At 44.2% G+C, this 18,972-nt stretch carries 16 protein-coding genes; all 16 read left to right on the forward strand.

From position 1 onward, the window contains the following. Positions 1-49 precede the first annotated feature (49 nt). Positions 50-991 (forward strand): hypothetical protein, encoded by a 942-nt coding sequence (locus tag PG418_RS01795; protein WP_498836972.1) that lies wholly within the window; start codon positions 50-52, stop codon positions 989-991. A 69-nt stretch (positions 992-1,060) separates the two neighbouring features. Beyond that, entirely contained in the window at positions 1,061-2,419 is a 1,359-nt protein-coding gene (locus tag PG418_RS01800) for an SPFH domain-containing protein (protein ID WP_498836973.1), read from the forward strand. 23 nt (positions 2,420-2,442) lie between these two features. Further along, positions 2,443-2,925, forward strand: coding sequence for a DUF3592 domain-containing protein (locus tag PG418_RS01805; RefSeq protein ID WP_195254767.1), 483 nt, complete (start codon positions 2,443-2,445; stop codon positions 2,923-2,925). 20 nt (positions 2,926-2,945) lie between these two features. Then, complete coding sequence (locus tag PG418_RS01810) at positions 2,946-3,410, forward strand: hypothetical protein (RefSeq protein WP_498836974.1); 465 nt, start codon at positions 2,946-2,948, stop codon at positions 3,408-3,410. Positions 3,411-3,447: 37 nt separating this feature from the next. Further along, on the forward strand, positions 3,448-4,755 hold the full coding sequence (locus tag PG418_RS01815) for a zinc ribbon domain-containing protein (RefSeq protein ID WP_498836975.1): 1,308 nt from the start codon (positions 3,448-3,450) through the stop codon (positions 4,753-4,755). A gap of 161 nt (positions 4,756-4,916) precedes the next feature. Continuing rightward, the gene (locus PG418_RS01820; protein ID WP_008369663.1) at positions 4,917-6,011 is read left to right on the forward strand and encodes a TFIIB-type zinc ribbon-containing protein; all 1,095 of its coding nucleotides are present in this window, start codon (positions 4,917-4,919) and stop codon (positions 6,009-6,011) included. A gap of 11 nt (positions 6,012-6,022) precedes the next feature. Next, positions 6,023-6,841, forward strand: coding sequence for a TPM domain-containing protein (locus tag PG418_RS01825; RefSeq protein ID WP_175305213.1), 819 nt, complete (start codon positions 6,023-6,025; stop codon positions 6,839-6,841). A gap of 107 nt (positions 6,842-6,948) precedes the next feature. Beyond that, positions 6,949-7,092, forward strand: a complete 144-nt coding sequence (scfA, locus tag PG418_RS01830) for a six-cysteine ranthipeptide SCIFF (protein WP_008369659.1) — start codon at positions 6,949-6,951, stop codon at positions 7,090-7,092. A gap of 115 nt (positions 7,093-7,207) precedes the next feature. Then, positions 7,208-8,605 (forward strand): thioether cross-link-forming SCIFF peptide maturase, encoded by a 1,398-nt coding sequence (gene scfB, locus PG418_RS01835; RefSeq protein ID WP_055156781.1) that lies wholly within the window; start codon positions 7,208-7,210, stop codon positions 8,603-8,605. Positions 8,606-8,620: 15 nt separating this feature from the next. Further along, positions 8,621-10,786, forward strand: coding sequence for a protein translocase subunit SecDF (locus PG418_RS01840; RefSeq protein ID WP_055297511.1), 2,166 nt, complete (start codon positions 8,621-8,623; stop codon positions 10,784-10,786). Between the two features lie 79 nt (positions 10,787-10,865). Beyond that, a complete protein-coding gene (gene recJ, locus PG418_RS01845; protein ID WP_270476132.1) occupies positions 10,866-12,626 on the forward strand; it encodes a single-stranded-DNA-specific exonuclease RecJ in 1,761 nt (586 codons plus the stop codon). Between the two features lie 71 nt (positions 12,627-12,697). Continuing rightward, complete coding sequence (locus PG418_RS01850) at positions 12,698-13,222, forward strand: adenine phosphoribosyltransferase (protein WP_022221132.1); 525 nt, start codon at positions 12,698-12,700, stop codon at positions 13,220-13,222. 19 nt (positions 13,223-13,241) lie between these two features. Next, positions 13,242-15,566, forward strand: coding sequence for a RelA/SpoT family protein (locus tag PG418_RS01855; protein WP_173685102.1), 2,325 nt, complete (start codon positions 13,242-13,244; stop codon positions 15,564-15,566). Positions 15,567-15,572: 6 nt separating this feature from the next. After that, positions 15,573-16,196: an MBL fold metallo-hydrolase gene (locus PG418_RS01860; protein WP_008369645.1), complete on the forward strand. Its 624-nt coding sequence runs from the start codon at positions 15,573-15,575 to the stop codon at positions 16,194-16,196. Between the two features lie 12 nt (positions 16,197-16,208). After that, positions 16,209-17,708 carry a coproporphyrinogen dehydrogenase HemZ gene (gene hemZ, locus PG418_RS01865; RefSeq protein ID WP_195368015.1) on the forward strand — a complete coding sequence of 500 codons (1,500 nt, stop codon included), beginning with the start codon at positions 16,209-16,211 and terminating at the stop codon, positions 17,706-17,708. Beyond that, positions 17,693-18,964, forward strand: a complete 1,272-nt coding sequence (gene hisS / locus PG418_RS01870; RefSeq protein WP_055156792.1) for a histidine--tRNA ligase — start codon at positions 17,693-17,695, stop codon at positions 18,962-18,964. The genes hemZ and hisS overlap by 16 nt, the downstream gene beginning before the upstream one ends. Positions 18,965-18,972: the final 8 nt, after the last annotated feature.

The following is an 18,972-nucleotide window of genomic DNA, read 5'->3' on the forward strand; positions in this document are numbered from 1 at the left end:
CGTTTTGGAGAAAGAAAAAAGGTTCAGTCTTTACAAGGAGAAATGTAATATGAAGAAAATATCATTACTGTTTTGTTTGATAATCCTGCAGGCCGGCTTATTATGCGGATGCAGACTGCCTCATAAGAGCAGTCCGCAAAAGCCTGTGGAAGGCGAGAATAAAAGCGGTCTTGTGAAAGTGCAGGATGATAAAAAAGAAGAGAAGAAGGAAGAAAAAGAGAAGGAAAAAGAAGAGCCGGGGAAGACAGAAATCGTCGAGACGGAAGATACGGAACTGTCACTTCTCAAAAAACAGATCAATCAAAACAGCTGCGGTGCAGGGGTTGCACTTTTCGGGTATGTGGACAGTGAATTTACAAGGACAGATCTTTCATTTTACCTGGAATTTCATCATTTAACAAAAGAGTATCCGTTTTTGTCAGAAGCAGCCTGTTACATGGCGGATGGGCAGGAGCTGTATGCCATCGTTCCGCCAAATGAAAAAGGCAGAGTGACCGTCTATCCTTCTGATATCACGGAAAATGGTGAATATGCAGATGATAAGAGTCATCCGTTATTTGAAGGAAAACCAGGAGAGGCGCTTGTGCTACGTTGTAATTTCAGTGAGATCTATTCCAATGTACTGGTTTCGGTGACAGATGGTGGCGATGCCATAGATTTCCATCCGTCGATTTCATTAATGGACGGCCATCTGGCGGAACTTGCCGGAGTATATGATTTCTCAGTCTATGAGGAAACACCGGATGAACGTTCAGTTGAAATCGCAACAGAGATCCTGCTGGAGTATGGAGAGGTCAGACAGGGACTGGAAAATGGAATGAAGCTTATGTATACAGGAGAATCAGAGATCATAAACGGAGGCAGCTGTATGCTTTTTGTATTAGGAACTGATAATGGAGAACAGTTTGTGCAGGAACAGCTTTACGGCGTTTGTGATAATCTCATTTATATTTATGATGTTTTTACAGACACATGGAATGCCGCATATTAAACCGTGTTCTTCCGGTGTAACCGGATAACATAGAGGAAGATCATTTCAAAAAGGAAAGGAGAAAATATTATGGGACTTATTAAAGCAGGTATGGGTGCTCTTGGAGGTACTTTTGCAGATCAATGGAAGGAATTTTTCTACTGTGAATCGATGCCAAAGGAGGTACTCGTTACAAAAGGACAAAAACGTGTCACCGGACGTTCAGCGAACACCAAAGGAAATGACAATATTATCTCGAACGGCTCTGGAATTGCTGTAGCAGACGGACAGTGTATGATCATCGTAGAACAGGGCAAGATCGTAGAAGTCTGTGCAGAACCGGGAGAATTTACTTATGATACTTCTTCCGAACCGTCTATTTTTGCAGGCAGCCTTGGAGAGAGTATCAAAGAAACCTTTAAAACTGTAGGAAAACGTTTTACTTACGGAGGAGATACCGGAAAGGATCAGAGAATCTATTATTTTAATACCAAGGAGATTCTGGAAAATCGCTTCGGAACGCCGAATCCGGTTCCGTTCCGTGTTGTGGATTCCAAGATCGGACTTGATATCGACGTATCGATCCGCTGTTCAGGTGTCTATTCTTACAAGATTGCCGATCCGCTTTTGTTCTACTCTAATGTTTGCGGAAATGTGGAGCAGGAATATTCCAGAGAGGAACTGGATGCTACTCTTAAGACAGAGTTTATCTCTGCTCTTCAGCCGGCATTCGGACATTTGTCTGAACTGGAGCTTCGTCCGAATCAGATCGTGACACATAATACAGATCTTGAAAATGCGATGAATACGGCACTCTCAGAAAAATGGGGCGCACTTCGCGGACTGAAGGTTGTAAGTATTGCCCTTGGATCTGTGACACTTCCGGATGAAGATGCAGAACTTATAAAACAGGCTCAGCGTACAGCGATCATGCGCGATCCTACAATGGCAGCAGCAACGCTGGTCGGAGCACAGGCTGATGCAATGAAGACTGCAGCCGGTAATCAGGCCGGTGCAATGACAGGCTTCATGGGCATGGGCATGGCAATGAATCAGGGCGGCGGTATGAACGCACAGAATTTATTTGCAATGGGTCAGCAACAGCAGGAGCAACAGGCACAGCAGATGGCGGCGCAGCAGGCTGCACAACAGGCCGTTCAGCAGCCGGCACCGCAGGCAGACGGATGGAAGTGCAGCTGCGGAAACTTTGTTACCGGCAAGTTCTGTCCGGAATGCGGATCACCAAAACCGGTAGAGGAAGAAGGATGGACCTGTTCTTGCGGTTCAGTGAATAAAGGAAAATTCTGCCAAAACTGTGGAGCAAAGAAACCGGAAGGTGCACTGCTTTACCGTTGTGACAAATGTGGATGGGAACCGGAAGACCCGACACACCCACCAAAATTCTGCCCAGAATGTGGCGACATCTTTGACGAGAACGATAGACAGTAATTCGCGGGAGAGGAGGGAATTCTATGTTTAGACTCCCATCAGAAAAAGAGGAACATAAGACCACAATCGGTGCTTTGATTTTAAGTATCTTCATTATTATCGCAGGAATCGGCGGCATGATATATACGAAGCATGAAAGCAGTGAGTTTAAGAATTCCACGGATGTTCGAACGCTTCATGCAACCGTTTACAGTTGTGAACAAACGCATGAAAAAGACAATCAGGGAGACCGAAAAGAAGAATATAAAGTAAGGTTTACTTATGAAATCGATGGAACAACATATGATGATTTTGAATTTCGCAATAAAGAAATAAGGAGAGGAGATACTGTACTGATCACCGTTTACCGGAACTCAAAAGGAAAATATAAACTGGAACCGGGACCAACTCCGATTTACTTCCTTGCATTTGCTGTAATGATTCCGCTAGGTCTCATTGGTTTCATTGGATTAAGTAAAGATCTTATCAAGTATCATCGGGAAGAAAAAGAGGGTAGAAGACTGTAAGTATGGAAGGAGGGAGTTGCATGAAGATACTTTCAGATAAAGCACAAAATAAGGTGATATGTGTATTCTTACTGATTGGTTCGATTGGGCTCGTTGTATATGGAGTTACTCATATTTTTTCCAGTATAGAATATAAACTATCTTCCGATGTTCGTCAGGTAACCGCCGTTGTAAAAGATTATCAGATAAGTGTTAAGACCGATGAAAATGGCAATGAAAATGTAAAGTATCACGCAATTCTGTCCTTTGAAGTGGATGGAAAAACCTATACAGGAAAAGATGTATTTTCCAGAGATATATCCCGGGGGGATGAAGTGACAGAGAAGGCTTACCGGGCTTTGAATGGAGAATACAAGCTTTACACAGGCGATATAGGTGATAACATTACCTCCGTTATGATGATCCCGGCGGGAATCATTATCTCCATATTCTTGATCTATGAAATATTTGGTAAGAGCAAAGAGAAGGAACAAGAGGAACAATAGGTCAACCAGATAGAATGATAGATGAGGAGGGATAAATATGGGATTGTCAGAGGCAATGCTGTTTGCGTTTGCAGCTACCATAATCTGTGCGTTTGCCATTGCTGAGAAAATCATTGACATAGACTTTGAACAGTTTATGCCAGAGAATTTGAAAAAAGCAAAAATGAAAAGAATTCTTGCAAAGCGTGAAACACCGTTGCAGGGGGCAAGGCTTCAGAAGGATATCAAGGATTCCTTTGAAAATGTATTACTTCCACTTGGAAAAGCAGATAAGGGTTATCTTCCAAAGAGAATGGATCTTACATTTCGCAGAAAGATGGTTCATCAGGTGGAACTGCTGGGAAAGCGTAAGCTTTGCCGAGATATCCAGGTGACGGACGTTGTACCACTTCCAAAAAATAATTTCAAAAGATGGAATGATGACGGACGGGAGTGGAGGGAGTCTATCCTGCAATGTAGTTCTTTGGAACGTCTTATTTCTCCTCAATCTGGTAAGACAGTGCATCAGATCTATCGGAAAAACAGTTACCTTCGGATTCTTCAGTCAAGGCATATCCGTCATTCTGACCGTCAGGGTAAGAACAAGGAATTTTATTCCGATAAAGGGACGATCATCTGTCCATCCTGTGGAGCTGAGGTGGAACTGAGCAGTCAGCAAGTCATCTGTCCATATTGTGGCGGTGTGATACAAAGTGAATTCTACGACTGGCAGACAGAGGCATTCGAAATTTATGAGAAAATGGGTGCGAACATGCAATATGGATTGTTATTGCTTGCTTACTCGGGCATCATGTTCCTGTGTCTGACCTTGTGCTTTTACCTGATTAAAGACACGGATATTTCTCTTACCATAGGTGTAATTGCTACACTGCTTATACTTCTGGGAATTGCGAAAATTTTTCAATCCAAGGAAGAGAAACAGGAAAAGCTGCCGAAGGAGATCGTCAGATACTCGGAAAATTATCTGAGATCCTGCATCAATGATGCACTTTATAAGGATGTAAACAAGCCGGATCTGATGGATTATGGAATCGGATCGATCATACTTAAAAATGTTGTAAATACAGACAAAACAACAGAAATCACCGCTACGGCATATGGAAGTGAAACCTACCTGCCTGAGAGTGGAAAACCGTATACAAAGAAAACAAAAACGACACTCGTTTTGCAGAGGGCGAGATATCCAGAAAGAAGGAAGACGGACGGAGCATTTTTCAAGGAAAAAGATTGCCCATCCTGTGGAGCCAATTTCATACCGGATGAACACAATTGTTGTTCCTTCTGTGGTTATAGCTTCCAGGTAGACAATGCCAAATGGGTCGTAAAAGCAACAGGAGAATCATAAATAAGAAAAGAAAATGTCCGGAAATCCGGTATTGGCTGAAAGGAGGATGAATTATGGCAAACAAATGTGCAATCTATGGCGACCGTACAGAATGGATCCGGAGAGCGGACGAAGCACTTGCGGAATTTGACCGACAGGCGCATTAAGAGAGGAGGATTTTTATGGCAGGCTTGCAGGAATATAAATGTCCCTGCTGTGGCGGTGCGATAGCCTTTGACAGTACGATCCAGAAGATGAAGTGTCCGTATTGCGACACAGAGTTCGAAATGGACGCATTGAAGGGATATGATGCCGAACTGCAGGACGAAGAAACAGACAGCATGGAATGGGAAACCGCAGCAGGCGGTGAATGGGGAGAAGGAGAAACGGATGGTCTGCGTACTTATGTGTGTAAATCCTGTGGAGGAGAAATTGTAGGTGACGCAAATACAGCGGCAACATCCTGCCCATTCTGTGATAATCCAATCGTTATGATGGGACAATTCTCCGGCTCCCTGAAACCGGATCTGGTCATTCCGTTTAAACTGGATAAAAAAGCAGCAAAAGAAGGGCTCATGAAGCATCTTACAGGAAAACGTCTTCTGCCGAAGATTTTTAAGGATCAGAACCATATTGACGAGATCAAAGGAGTCTATGTACCGTTCTGGCTATTTGATACCGATGTAGACGCTAAGGTCCGTTATAAGGCAACCAAGATCCGTACTTGGAGTGACAGTGATTACAATTATACCCAGACCAGTTATTATATGGTGCACAGAGGCGGAAGTGTTGGATTTGAATACGTTCCGGTAGATGGCTCTACAAAAATGGCGGATGATCTGATGGAATCCATCGAACCGTTTAACTGTAGGGAGGCAGTGGATTTCCAGACGGCTTATCTTGCCGGTTACCTGGCAGATAAGTATGATGTGACTGCAGAAGAAAGCATTGACCGGGCGAATGAGCGTGTGAAAAAATCTACGGAGCAGGCATTTGCCGAAACAGTCATTGGTTACGATACTGTAGTAGCTGAAAATACCAGTGTACAGTTCCATGGCGGAAAAGCCAAGTATGCTTTATATCCGGTGTGGCTTTTAAATACCACATGGAATGGTAACAAATATACATTTGCAATGAACGGACAGACCGGAAAATTCGTCGGCGACCTGCCGGTAGATAAGGCGGCAGCAACCCGTTGGACACTGGTACTGGCAGGTGCGTTCACTGCATTAACATACGGTGCAGCAACACTTCTGCACTTTCTCGGACTGTTTTAGGGGGTGACGGAATGAAAAAGAAAATAATATCACTTCTGCTTGTTCTGGCCCTTTGCCTGGGGATGACGTTTTCGGTTTCAGCCGAAGATGCAGAAGGATTTGCAAATGATTATTGTCGTGTGCAGGACATGGCGGGACTTATGACGGATAGTGAGGAAGCAAAATTAAATGACATACTTGATGAACTGAGTATCCGACAGAAAATGGATGTTGTCGTTGTGACAACAAATACGCTGGATGAAAAAACGGTGCAAGAATACGCCGATGATATTTATGATTACGGAAACTTCGGATATGGACAGGATAAGGATGGAATCCTTCTTCTCATTAGTCTGGGAGAAGAGAATGACTGTTATATTTCAACCTGTGGTTACGGAATCACAGCTTTTACCGATGCAGGGATCAAATACATTTCAAAAGAAATGACGAGTGATCTGAAGGATGAAAATTATTTTTCGGCATTTCAGACTTTTTCAGAGCTGTGTGACGAATTCATTACACAGGCAAGAAACGGAAAGCCGTATGACAGGAAAAGTCTTCCAAAGGAGCCATTATCCCCAATCTGGATTCTGATCTCCCTTGGGGTAGGAGTTGTTCTGTCACTTATCATTGTCGGCAGGATGAAGGCACAGCTTAAAACAGTGCGTTTCCAGTCAGCGGCAGGCAGCTATGTAAAAGACGATAGTCTGGATATTACAGAAAGCAGAGATATGTTCCTTTATGAAACGACTTCGAAAACGGCGAAAGAAAAGAAGAGCTCTTCCGGCGGCAGCAGTACACATACTTCTTCAGCAGGAAGAACCCACGGTGGCGGAGGCAGCAAATTCTAGGGAAAATACCTCCTGTCATTTGTTTTAGATTGGATTTTTGCGTTGACGGTAAGTTGGAAAATGTGCTATACTGTATCACATAATGAGCAAAGAAGGAGGATATTACAATGAAACACATTAAAACATTGAATACACAGACTCTGAACAATACAGTAAAGAAGGGCGGATGCGGAGAATGCCAGACATCCTGTCAGTCAGCATGCAAGACTTCTTGTACAGTAGGAAATCAGACTTGCGAACACAGCAAATAAGAGATATTTGTAAGTGTAGTGAATAAGTATGACAAGCAGGCAGCGGCTTTAAAGCCGCTGTCATTTGACGTATGAGGAAAAATTTGAAAAATAAGGATAGAAAGGGGTACCGGTTGTGATTCATCAGTACCAGAACAATGGATATAATATTGTACTTGATGTCAACAGCGGATGCGTTCATGTAGTGGACGAGCCGGGGTACGAAGTTATTGCATGTCTGAACCGTATGAACGAGAATCAGACAGTGCAGACGCTGAAAGAAGAAAGTACATGGAACCAGCTGAAAGATGAGCTGGAAGGGAAATATTCCGAAGAAGAACTTAGAGATATATTGGATGATGTGACAGAGCTGACTGCAAACGGACAGCTTTTTGTTGTTGATACATATGAACCTTTTATCGGGGAGGTTATCAAGCGTAAGACGGTTGTGAAGGCACTCTGCCTGCATATCGCACACGACTGCAATCTTGCCTGCAAATACTGTTTTGCAGAAGAAGGAGAGTATCACGGAAGAAGAGCACTTATGACTTATGAAGTTGGTAAGAAAGCCTTGGATTTCCTGATTGCCAATTCCGGAACAAGAAGAAATCTGGAAGTTGATTTCTTTGGCGGGGAGCCGCTGATGAACTGGCAGGTTGTCAAAGACCTGGTGGCATACGGAAGAGAGCAGGAAAAGCTTCATGACAAGCACTTCCGTTTTACTGTAACTACGAATGGTGTACTTCTGAATGATGATATCCAGGAGTTTATCAATAAAGAAATGGACAATGTAGTCATCAGTCTTGACGGACGTAAAGAAGTCAATGACAGAATGCGTCCGTTCAGAAATGGAAAGGGAAGCTATGATCTGATCGTACCGAAGTTCCAGAAGCTTGCTGATTCACGTAATCAGGAGCGCTACTATATCCGCGGAACATTTACCAGAAACAATCTGGATTTTTCAGAGGATGTAAAGCATTTTGCAGAGCTTGGCTTCAAGCAGATGTCGATCGAACCGGTTGTCGGGGATGAATCTGATCCGTATGCAATCCGTGAAGAAGATCTTCCGCAGATCTTTGATGAGTATGACAAGCTTGCAAGATATATCATTGAGAAAGACAAAAAGGGAGAAGGATTCAATTTCTTCCACTTTATGATCGACCTGGAAGGAGGACCTTGTCTGTACAAACGTCTGTCCGGATGTGGTTCGGGAACAGAATACCTTGCTGTTACACCATGGGGAGATTTCTATCCGTGTCATCAGTTTGTAGGTGATGAAAATTTCCTGATGGGAAATGTAAACGAAGGAATTACAAGACCGGAGATCGCAGATGAGTTCCGTTGCTGCAATGTATATACCAAAGAAAAATGCAAGAAATGTTTTGCAAGATTCTACTGCAGTGGCGGGTGTATGGCAAACGCATACAAGTATGCAGACGGATTAAATGATTCTTATGATCTGGGCTGTGAGATGGAACGTAAGCGCGTGGAATGCGCGATTATGATAAAGGCTGCAATGGCAGACGAAAACTAAGAAAGGGACTTGGACATGAAGAAGAGTAAAGGAATAGTAAGCCTTGTTCTGATTGCTGCACTTTTAGGACTTCTTGGATTTACCTGCTGGCAGGGATTTGGTTCCTCCCACACAGGTTCTGCAAGAAATATCAATCTTGGTCTTGATCTTGCAGGTGGTGTCAGCATCACTTATCAGGCAAAAGACAAAAATCCTTCCGCAGAAGATATGAAGGATACCATCTACAAGTTACAGAAGCGTGTAGAGCAGTACAGTACAGAAGCAAGTGTATATCAAGAAGGGGACGACCGGATCAACATCGAGATCCCAGGTGTATCCGATGCCAATAAAGTTCTGGAAGAACTCGGCAAACCAGGATCACTGGTATTTCAGGATGCAGATGGCAACACCGTTCTTGAAGGAACAGATGTTAAAAATGCAGAGGCCCAGACGCAGGAAAACTCTACGACTAAGAATAAAGAATATGTTGTAGCTCTGCAGCTTACCAAAGAAGGAACAACCAAATTTGCAGAAGCAACAGCAGCAAATGTAGGAAAACAGATTTCCATTATTTATGATGGACAGACAATCAGTTCACCAAGAGTTAATCAGGCAATCGAAGGCGGAGAAGCCGTTATCACAGGGATGTCAAGCTATGAAGAAGCAGACAATCTTGCAGCTACCATCCGAATCGGTGGACTTTCTCTGGAACTGGAAGAACTTCGCTCTAATGTAGTAGCTGCACAGCTCGGAGAAGAAGCAATCAGCACAAGCTTAATGGCTGGTGCCATCGGACTTGCCATCATCTTCGTATTTATGTGCTTCGTATATCTGCTTCCGGGACTTGCAGCAGGTCTTGCACTTCTGATCTATACAGGACTGATTCTGGTGCTTTTAAATGCATTCAATATCACGCTTACCCTTCCGGGTATTGCAGGTATTATTCTTGGAATCGGTATGGCGGTGGATGCCAACGTTATCATTTTCGCCCGTGTGCGTGAAGAAGTGACAACAGGTATCAGTGTTAAGACTTCCCTGAAGAATGGTTTCCACAAAGCAATGTCTGCGATCGTTGACGGTAACGTAACAACTCTGATCGCTGCAGCTATTCTCTGGTTCAAGGGTTCAGGTTCTGTAAAAGGATTTGCACAGACACTGGCACTTGGTATTGTTGTGTCAATGTTTACGGCACTTGTTATTACCAGGATCATCATTTTCTCTCTGTACGCGATTGGTCTTCGTGATGTGAAATTTTATGCGAAGAAATTCAAAAAAGAAAGAAAAGTTATCGACTTTCTCGGAAAGAAAGCCATTTTCTTTGCAATATCAATTGCTGTGATCGCAGCAGGTTTTGTAACAATGGGAGTCCAGTCGGGAAAAGGTGAAGGTGCGCTGAACTACAGCCTGGAATTCAAGGGCGGTACGGCTACAACCGTAACATTTGATAAAGATTATTCGATCAAAGAGATTGATTCAAAGATCGTTCCGGTTGTAGAAGATGTGACCGGAGATCACAATGTACAGGCACAGAAAGTAAAAGACAGCAATCAGATCATCATCAAGACACAGACGCTGAATCTTGACGAAAGAGAAGCACTTAACAATGCGCTTGCTGATAAATTTGGTGTAGACACATCGACAATTACAGCAGAAAATATCAGTTCTACGGTAAGCTCCGAGATGAGACAGGATGCGATCATTGCAGTTATCATTTCAGCGATCTGTATGCTGATCTATATCTGGTTCCGGTTCAAAGATGTACGTTTCGCATCAAGTGCGGTTCTTGCTCTTTTACACGATTTGTTATTTGTGCTTACATTCTATGCACTTGCAAGAACATCTGTCGGTAATACATTTATCGCATGTATGCTGACAATCCTTGGATATTCTATCAATGCGACGATCGTTATTTTCGACCGTATCCGTGAAGAGCTTCGGGTCATGAAGAGAAACGATGATCTGAAAGCGCTTGTAAACAGAAGTATCACTTATACACTGACAAGAAGTATTTACACAACATTTACTACATTTGTCATGGTAGCGGTTCTTTATATCATGGGTGTAAGCTCTATTAAAGAATTTGCAGCACCTCTTATGGTTGGTATTGCAGGTGGCGGATATTCATCTGTATGTATCACCGGTGCATTATGGTATGTAATGAAAACAAAAATCGGCGGCAAAAAAGCAGCGAAAAAGAAATAACTGACAGAAAATGAGGTGTCGGAGGAGAATCCTCCGGCATCTTTGTATTATCTGACTACCAAAGAAAGGAAAAGAGAAAATGGAGAACTGGGTACTTCTGAGAAAAGGAGCGGATTTTCAGCATATCAGTGAGAAATTCCATATCAGTCCGCGAGTGGCTTCCCTGATAAGAAACCGGGATGTGATCGGGGATGATGCAATCGAGAAATATTTAAACGGTACGATCGCCGATCTGTACGATGGAATGCTGATGAAGGATATGGACAAGGCAGTAGCGGTTCTTGGAGAAAAGATAAAAGAAAATGCAAAAATCAGGATCATCGGAGACTATGATATTGATGGAATCCAGTCGACCTATATTCTTCTGGAGGGATTCCGGATGCTCGGAGCTGATGTGGACAGTGACATTCCAGATCGTATGAAGGACGGGTATGGTCTGAACCGGAACCTGATCGACCGGGCGCTGGAGGCCGACGTGGATACGATCATTACCTGTGATAACGGGATTGCGGCGGCAGAGGAGATCGCCTATGCAAAAAGTATGGGAATGACGATTGTGGTGACGGATCATCATGAGGTCCCGTATACGGAAATTGGCGCGGGACGAAGATATATTCTGCCGGAGGCAGATGCGGTTGTGGATCCGAAGCAGGAGGACTGTACTTATCCGTTCAAAGGGCTGTGCGGGGCTGCGGTTGCTTACAAGCTGGTGGAGGCTCTGATGGAAGCCATGGGAAAAGATGCGGAAGATGCAGATTATCTGATGGAAAATGTGGCAATCGCAACGATCGGTGATGTTATGGATCTGGTGGACGAAAACCGTATTTTCGTTAAACAGGGACTGGATATGCTGAAACGGACGGAGAATCTGGGACTGAAGGCGCTGATGGGATGTACTGGTGTGAATGTAGATAAGCTGTCTCCGTATCACATTGGATTTGTGATCGGTCCGTGTATGAATGCCAGTGGAAGACTGGATACAGCAAAGCGTGCCCTGGAGCTTCTGGAGGCAAAGAAAGTGGCGGAGGCGGATCTGCTGGCAGGTGATCTGAAAGCACTCAATGACAGCCGGAAGGATATGACGGCGCAGGCGGTAGAAGAGGCGTTTATCCAGGTGGAGAACAGTGAACTTAAGGATGCAGACGTGCTGGTGGTCTACCTGCCGGAATGTCATGAAAGCCTTGCCGGGATCGTGGCAGGAAGGATCCGGGAAAAATATTACCGTCCGGTCTTTGTGCTGACGAAGGGTGCGGAAGGTTTAAAGGGCTCAGGAAGATCGATCGAGACCTGGCACATGTACGAAGGACTGAACCGGGTAAAGCATCTGTTGTCAAAATTTGGCGGGCATAAGATGGCGGCAGGTCTCTCCATGCCGGAGGAGAATCTGGAACAGTTCCGTAAGGAGATTAACGAAAAATCCGGGATCACACCAGAGGATCTGAATGAAAAGATTGCCATAGATATGCAGCTCCCGTTTGAATGTGTCAATGAAAAATTTATCGGAGAGCTTGCGGCTCTGGAACCATTTGGCAAAGGAAATGCACGTCCGGTCTTTGCAGAAAGACAGGTACAGGTGGAAAGTGCGAGAATCCTTGGTAAGAATAAAAATGTGCTGAAGTTGCAGGTGAAGGATCTTCACGGTACAAGGATGGATGCCATGTATTTTGGAGATGTGAATACCTTTGTGGAATATGTGCGTGAAAAATTTGGAGATATTGCCTGTGAGTGTCTGCTGCGCGGACATGGGCATGGAATTGTTATGGCATTTACCTATTATCCTGATATCAATGAGTATCGGGGAGTCCGTACGCCACAGATTGTGATCCAAAATTATAAATAATTTGAAAAACAGCAATTTTATGCTATACTAATAGATATTGTATATATTTGTAGGTAAGGTGGAGAAGAAAGATGAAAAAACTTGAAGAATATGTTGTCAGCATTCCGGATTATCCGGAAAAAGGAATTATTTTCAGAGATGTAACCAGCATCCTTGAAGATCCGGAAGGGCTTCAGCTTTCTATTCGGGAATTGCAGGATAAGCTTGAAGGCATGGATTTCAACATCGTGATCGGACCGGAGTCCAGAGGATTTATTTTTGGAATGCCGATTGCATATAATCTGCAAAAAGCATTTGTGCCGATCCGTAAAAAAGGAAAGCTTCCTTGCGAGACAGCATCGATCAAGTATGATCTGGAATATGGAAGTGCAGAGATCGAGATCCACAAGCGTTCGATCAAACCGGGAGACAAGGTTGTGATTGTAGATGACCTGATGGCAACAGGCGGTACGGCAGAAGCAATGATCAAACTGATCGAAGGACTTGGCGGTGAGGTTGTAGAAGTTCTCTGCCTGATCGAACTGATGGGATTAAAAGGACGGGAAAAACTGAAAGGATACAAAGTAGATTCCGTAATCCAGTATCCGGGAAACTAATGAGAAAGAAGGGAAGGCTATGGCAGACGATATCGGAATCCAGCAGGAGATGCTGATCGAACCAACACATAAAAAACTGGAGATCGTAGATGGTCATGCGGTAAAGGATGTGGAAGATTATCAGAATCCGGAACTGCTCTATAAAAGTCTGATCGAGCGAGTCAGAAAGTACCATCCTTCGGCGGACGTCTCTATGATCGAAAAAGCATATCATATTGCAAGAGATGCGCATAAAGGGCAGACACGGAAATCCGGAGAAGAGTATATTATCCATCCTCTGTGGGTAGGAATAATTCTGGCACAACTGGAGATGGACAAAGAGACGATCGTTGCCGGCATCCTTCATGATGTGGTAGAAGACACGGTGATGACGGACGAAGAAATCCGTCAGGAATTCGGAGATGAGGTGGCTCTTCTGGTAGACGGTGTCACAAAGCTGGGACAGCTTTCCTATTCAGCGGATAAGCTGGAGGTCCAGGCTGAGAATCTTCGTAAGATGTTCCTTGCGATGGCAAAAGATATCCGTGTTATCATCATCAAGCTTGCCGACCGTCTGCACAATATGCGTACCCTGCAGTATATGCGACCGGAGAAACAGTTGGAAAAAGCAAAAGAAACCATGGATATCTATGCTCCGATCGCACAACGGCTTGGTATTTCCAAGATCAAGACAGAGCTTGATGACCTGGCACTCAAATATTCCCAGCCGGAGGTTTTTAACGATCTGGTAAAGCAGATCAATGCAAGAAAAACGGAAAGGGAAGAATTTGTCCAGCAGATCGTGGATGAGGTTTCCACGCATATGAAGAATGCGAACATTGATGCAGAAGTGAACGGACGTGTGAAGCATTTCTTCAGCATTTATAAGAAGATGGTGAACCAGGATAAGACGGTGGATCAGATCTATGATCTGTTTGCAGTCCGTATTATCGTAGATTCTGTAAAAGACTGTTATGCGGCACTTGGAGTTATCCATGAGATGTATACACCGGTACCGGGACGTTTTAAAGATTATATCGCAATGCCGAAGGCAAATATGTACCAGTCTCTGCATACGACTCTGATGAGTTCGATCGGTCAGCCGTTTGAGATCCAGATCCGTACAAAAGAGATGCATAAAACTGCTGAATACGGTATTGCGGCACACTGGAAATATAAAGAGTCTGAAGATGGAAAGAAGAGCGTTGAAGCGAAGGAAGAAGAGAAACTGAGCTGGCTTCGTCAGATCCTGGAATGGCAGCGAGACATGTCAGACAACCGGGAATTTCTGAATCTTCTGAAAGGAGACCTGGATCTATTTGCAGAGGATGTATACTGCTTTACACCGAACGGAGATGTCAAGAACCTGCCGAACGGTTCTACGCCGGTTGACTTTGCCTATGCGATCCATACTGCGGTCGGCAACAAGATGGTAGGTGCCAGGGTCAATGGCAAGCTGGTCAATATTGATTACAAGATCCAGAACGGGGACCGAATCGAGATCCTGACTTCGCAGAACTCCAAAGGACCGAGCCGTGACTGGCTGAGTATCGTCAAGAGTACCCAGGCGAAGAACAAGATCAACCAGTGGTTTAAGAAAGAATTCAAAGAAGAAAATATTGTACGTGGTAAGGAAATGCTCGCCACGTACTGTAAGGCAAAAGGATTTGTACTCTCGGATCTGATGAAACTGAAATATATGCAGATCGTGCAGGAAAAGTACGGCTTTAAGGACTGGGATTCAATCCTTGCAGCACTTGGACATGGCGGATTGAAGGAAGGGCAGATCGTCAACCGTCTTGCAGAAGAATACAGTAAGGATCACCGAAAAGAACTGACCGACGAAAGTGTTCTGGAAAAGGTTGCGGAAGCGGCAAAGAACAAGGTGCATATCACCAGATCCAAGAGTGGTATCGTGGTCAAGGGAATCGACGATATGGCAGTGCGTTTTTCCAGATGCTGCAATCCGGTGCCGGGAGATGAGATCGTTGGCTTTATCACCCGCGGACGCGGAATGTCGATCCACCGGACGGACTGTGTCAATATCATTCATCTGTCAGAAGCGGAAAGAGCGCGTCTGATCCCGGCAGAATGGGAAAAACCGGAGGAAGGTACAGATACCGGAAGCTATCTGGCTGAGATCAAGATGTATGCAAATGACAGGCAGGGACTTCTGATGGATATGTCTAAGGTGTTCACGGAGATGAATATTGATGTGAAGTCTATGAATGTAAGAACCAGCAAACAGGGAACAGCAACAATCGAAGCCGGATTTATTGTCCGGGGAAGAGAGGAGCTTGGAAAAGTGATCGGAAAGCTCCGGCAGATCGTCGGCGTGCTGGATATAGAACGAGCAGTGGGGTAAAAAGAAATGAAAATCGAAAAATTTGTAACAGGAATTATCAGTACCAATTGTTACATTGTTACTAATGAAGAAACAAAAGAGACCGTGATCGTTGATCCGGCAAACCTGTCAAAAGCGATGATCGGTTATATCGAAGAGGAAGAGCTTGTAATTAAGGCAATTCTTCTGACTCATGCGCATTTTGATCATATCATGGGAATCGATAAAGTGATCGACCGGTATGGAGAAATGCCGGTTTACGTAGAAGAATCCGATCTGGAGCTTCTTCACACACCGTCTATGAATGAGTCAACGGTATATACAAATGGCTATAGCTACCCGGGTGGAGACGTGATCCATGATGGAGATGTGCTTCATCTGATCGGAGAAGATTTCCGGGTGATCCATACACCGGGACATACCCAGGGCGGCGTATGCTACTATGTAGAAAAAGAGGGAGTACTTTTCAGTGGAGATACATTGTTCTGTTGTTCAGTCGGAAGAAGTGATTTTGCAACCAGCAGCACTTCTGCACTGATTCGTTCGATCAAGGAAAAGCTGTTCCTGCTTCCGGATGAAACAAAGGTATTCCCGGGACACATGGGCGCAACAACGATTGGTAACGAAAAAGTGAACAACCCGTATGTATAGAGGAGCAGAGAAATGATTCGGATCAGCTGTAAGAATGAACGTTTCACTTACGACATGTATCATATCGTAAAGTCATTTCTTCCTGATGCCGAGATCAGCCAGAAGGTAGATCCAGAACAGGAACTTCTGATCGAGATGACCGCAGAAGAGGAACCGGATCTGGGAGAGCAGGCATGTGATAAAAAGGTCCGGTGGACCTTTTTTCATTGCAGGGAGGCTGAAATCGCAGACATCAGCGAAAAAAGAGAACAAAAGCGTTATATCAATAAAAAATTATATCAGACCCTGGTCAAAAAGACCGGAGAAGAACATGCATGGGGGAATATGACAGGTGTCCGCCCCACAAAGATGATCATGGAAAGACTGGAAGAAGGTTCTTCTGAGAAAGAAATCATCCGGTATATGCATGATACCTATGTGGTAAGCGAGAAAAAAGCAATGCTTGGTATCGAGATTGCAAAGCGGGAAAAAGCCCAGCTTGACAAGCTGGATTATGAAAATGGATACAGTCTTTATATCGGAATTCCGTTCTGCCCGACAACCTGCAGTTACTGCTCCTTTACTTCTTATCCGGTTGCAAAATGGCAGGACCGGATGGATGAATATGTAGATGCACTTTTAAAAGAGCTTGCATTCATTGCAGAGGTTTCAAAAGAAAAGCATCTTAATGCGATTTATATGGGAGGCGGTACGCCGACAACCCTGAGTGCACAGCAGATGGACCGGGTTTTGAGTTTCCTGGAAGAACATTTTTCCTTTGAACATCTGAAAGAATATACGATCGAAGCCGGAAGACCGGACAGTATTACTGAGGACAAGCTGCGAGTGATTCGAAAGCATGGAGTTGGCAGAATTTCCATCAATCCACAGACCATGCAGCAGAAGACACTGGATGTGATCGGAAGACGTCACACAGTGGAAGATGTAGTCCGCATTTTCCATCTGGCAAGAGAACTGGGATTCGACAATATCAATATGGATCTGATCGCAGGTCTTCCGGGAGAACATCCGGAGGAAATGGAAGATACTCTTCGTCAGATCAAAGAGCTTGCACCGGATAGTTTGACGGTCCATGCACTTGCAATGAAACATGGTTCGAGACTGACACGCGAACGGGCTGCAAGCACAGAAAAACAAAATTACAAACAGATGGCAAGAGAGCTGGAAGAGATGATCGATATGGCACGTAAGGCGGCCGGTGAGATGGGACTTTATCCGTATTATCTCTACAGACAGAAGAATATTGCAGGAAATTTTGAAAATGTAGGTTACGCAAAGGTTGACAAAGCGGGAATTTACAATATACTGATTATGGAGGAAAAGCAGTCCATCGTTGCTGCCGGTGCAGGCGCATCGACTAAGGTGGTGCTTCCGTATGAGATTCCGGCGCCCGGAAGTAAAAACGGGCGGATGACGAATCTGATAAGAATAGAAAATGTCAGAGATGTGGGAGAATATATTTCCCGTATCGATGAGATGATAGAGCGAAAAGGAGAATGGTTATGGCATTAAAGAAAAAACCGGTTACCGGCATGAAAGACATGCTCCCGAAAGAAATGGAAATCAGAGATTATGTGATCCAGATGATCAAGGATACCTATAAGACATTTGGATTTACTTCCATAGAGACACCGTGTGTGGAACACATTGAGAACCTGTGCAGCAAACAGGGTGGCGACAATGAAAAACTGATCTTCAAGATTCTGAAGAGAGGGGAAAAACTGAAAATTGCTGAGGCAAAAGAAGAGATCGATCTGGTAGACGGAGGACTTCGTTATGACCTGACAGTTCCGCTTGCAAGATACTATGCAAATCATGCAAATGAACTGCCGTCACCGTTTAAGGCACTTCAGATTGGCAATGTATGGAGAGCAGACCGTCCACAGAGAGGACGTTTCCGTCAGTTCATGCAGTGCGATATCGATATTTTGGGTGAGCCGGGTAATCTTGCAGAGATCGAACTGATCCTTGCAACTACGACCATGCTTGGAAAGATGGATTTCCACAATTTTACGGTATGTATCAATGACCGTAATATCTTAAAGGCGATGGCTGCATTCAGTGGATTTAAGGAAGAAGATTTCGACGAAGTATTTATCATCCTTGATAAGATGGATAAGATCGGCAAAGAAGGCGTAGGCGAAGAACTGGTTGAGATGGGTTATACAAAAGAAAATGTAGATACTTATCTCGGACTCTTTGATGAGATTAACCCGGATGTTGATGGAATCCGTTTCTGCAAAGAAAAGCTGGCAGGATTCCTTGATGAGAAGACAGCTGACAGCATGGAAATGATCATTTCCAGCGTAGAAAGTGCAAAAGAGGCAGATTTCAAAGTAAAATTTGATCCGACGCTGGTACGTGGACAATCTTACTATACAGGAACCATTTTTGAAGTAACGATGGATGAATTTGGCGGCTCTGTTGCAGGTGGCGGACGTTACGATAAGATGATCGGTAAATTCACAGGGCAGGACACACCGGCATGTGGATTCTCAATCGGATTTGAGCGTATTGTCATGCTGCTTCTGGAAAATGGATATGAGATTCCTTCCAAGCGCCAGAAAAAAGCATATCTTCTTGAAAAGAATATGCACAAGGAAGGCATCCTCAAAGTACTTGAGATGGCAAAAGCTGACCGCGCAGCCGGGAAACAGGTTCTGGTGGTCAATATGAAGAAGAACAAGAAATTCCAGAAGGATCAGCTGATCGCAGAAGGATATGAAGATATCACAGACTGCTACAAAGATTCCGTTATGGATTTATAAGGAAAGAG

The organism is Bariatricus sp. TF06-38A (assembly GCF_027690675.1).
GTDB classification, from domain to species: Bacteria; Bacillota; Clostridia; order Lachnospirales; family Lachnospiraceae; genus Allocoprococcus; species Allocoprococcus comes.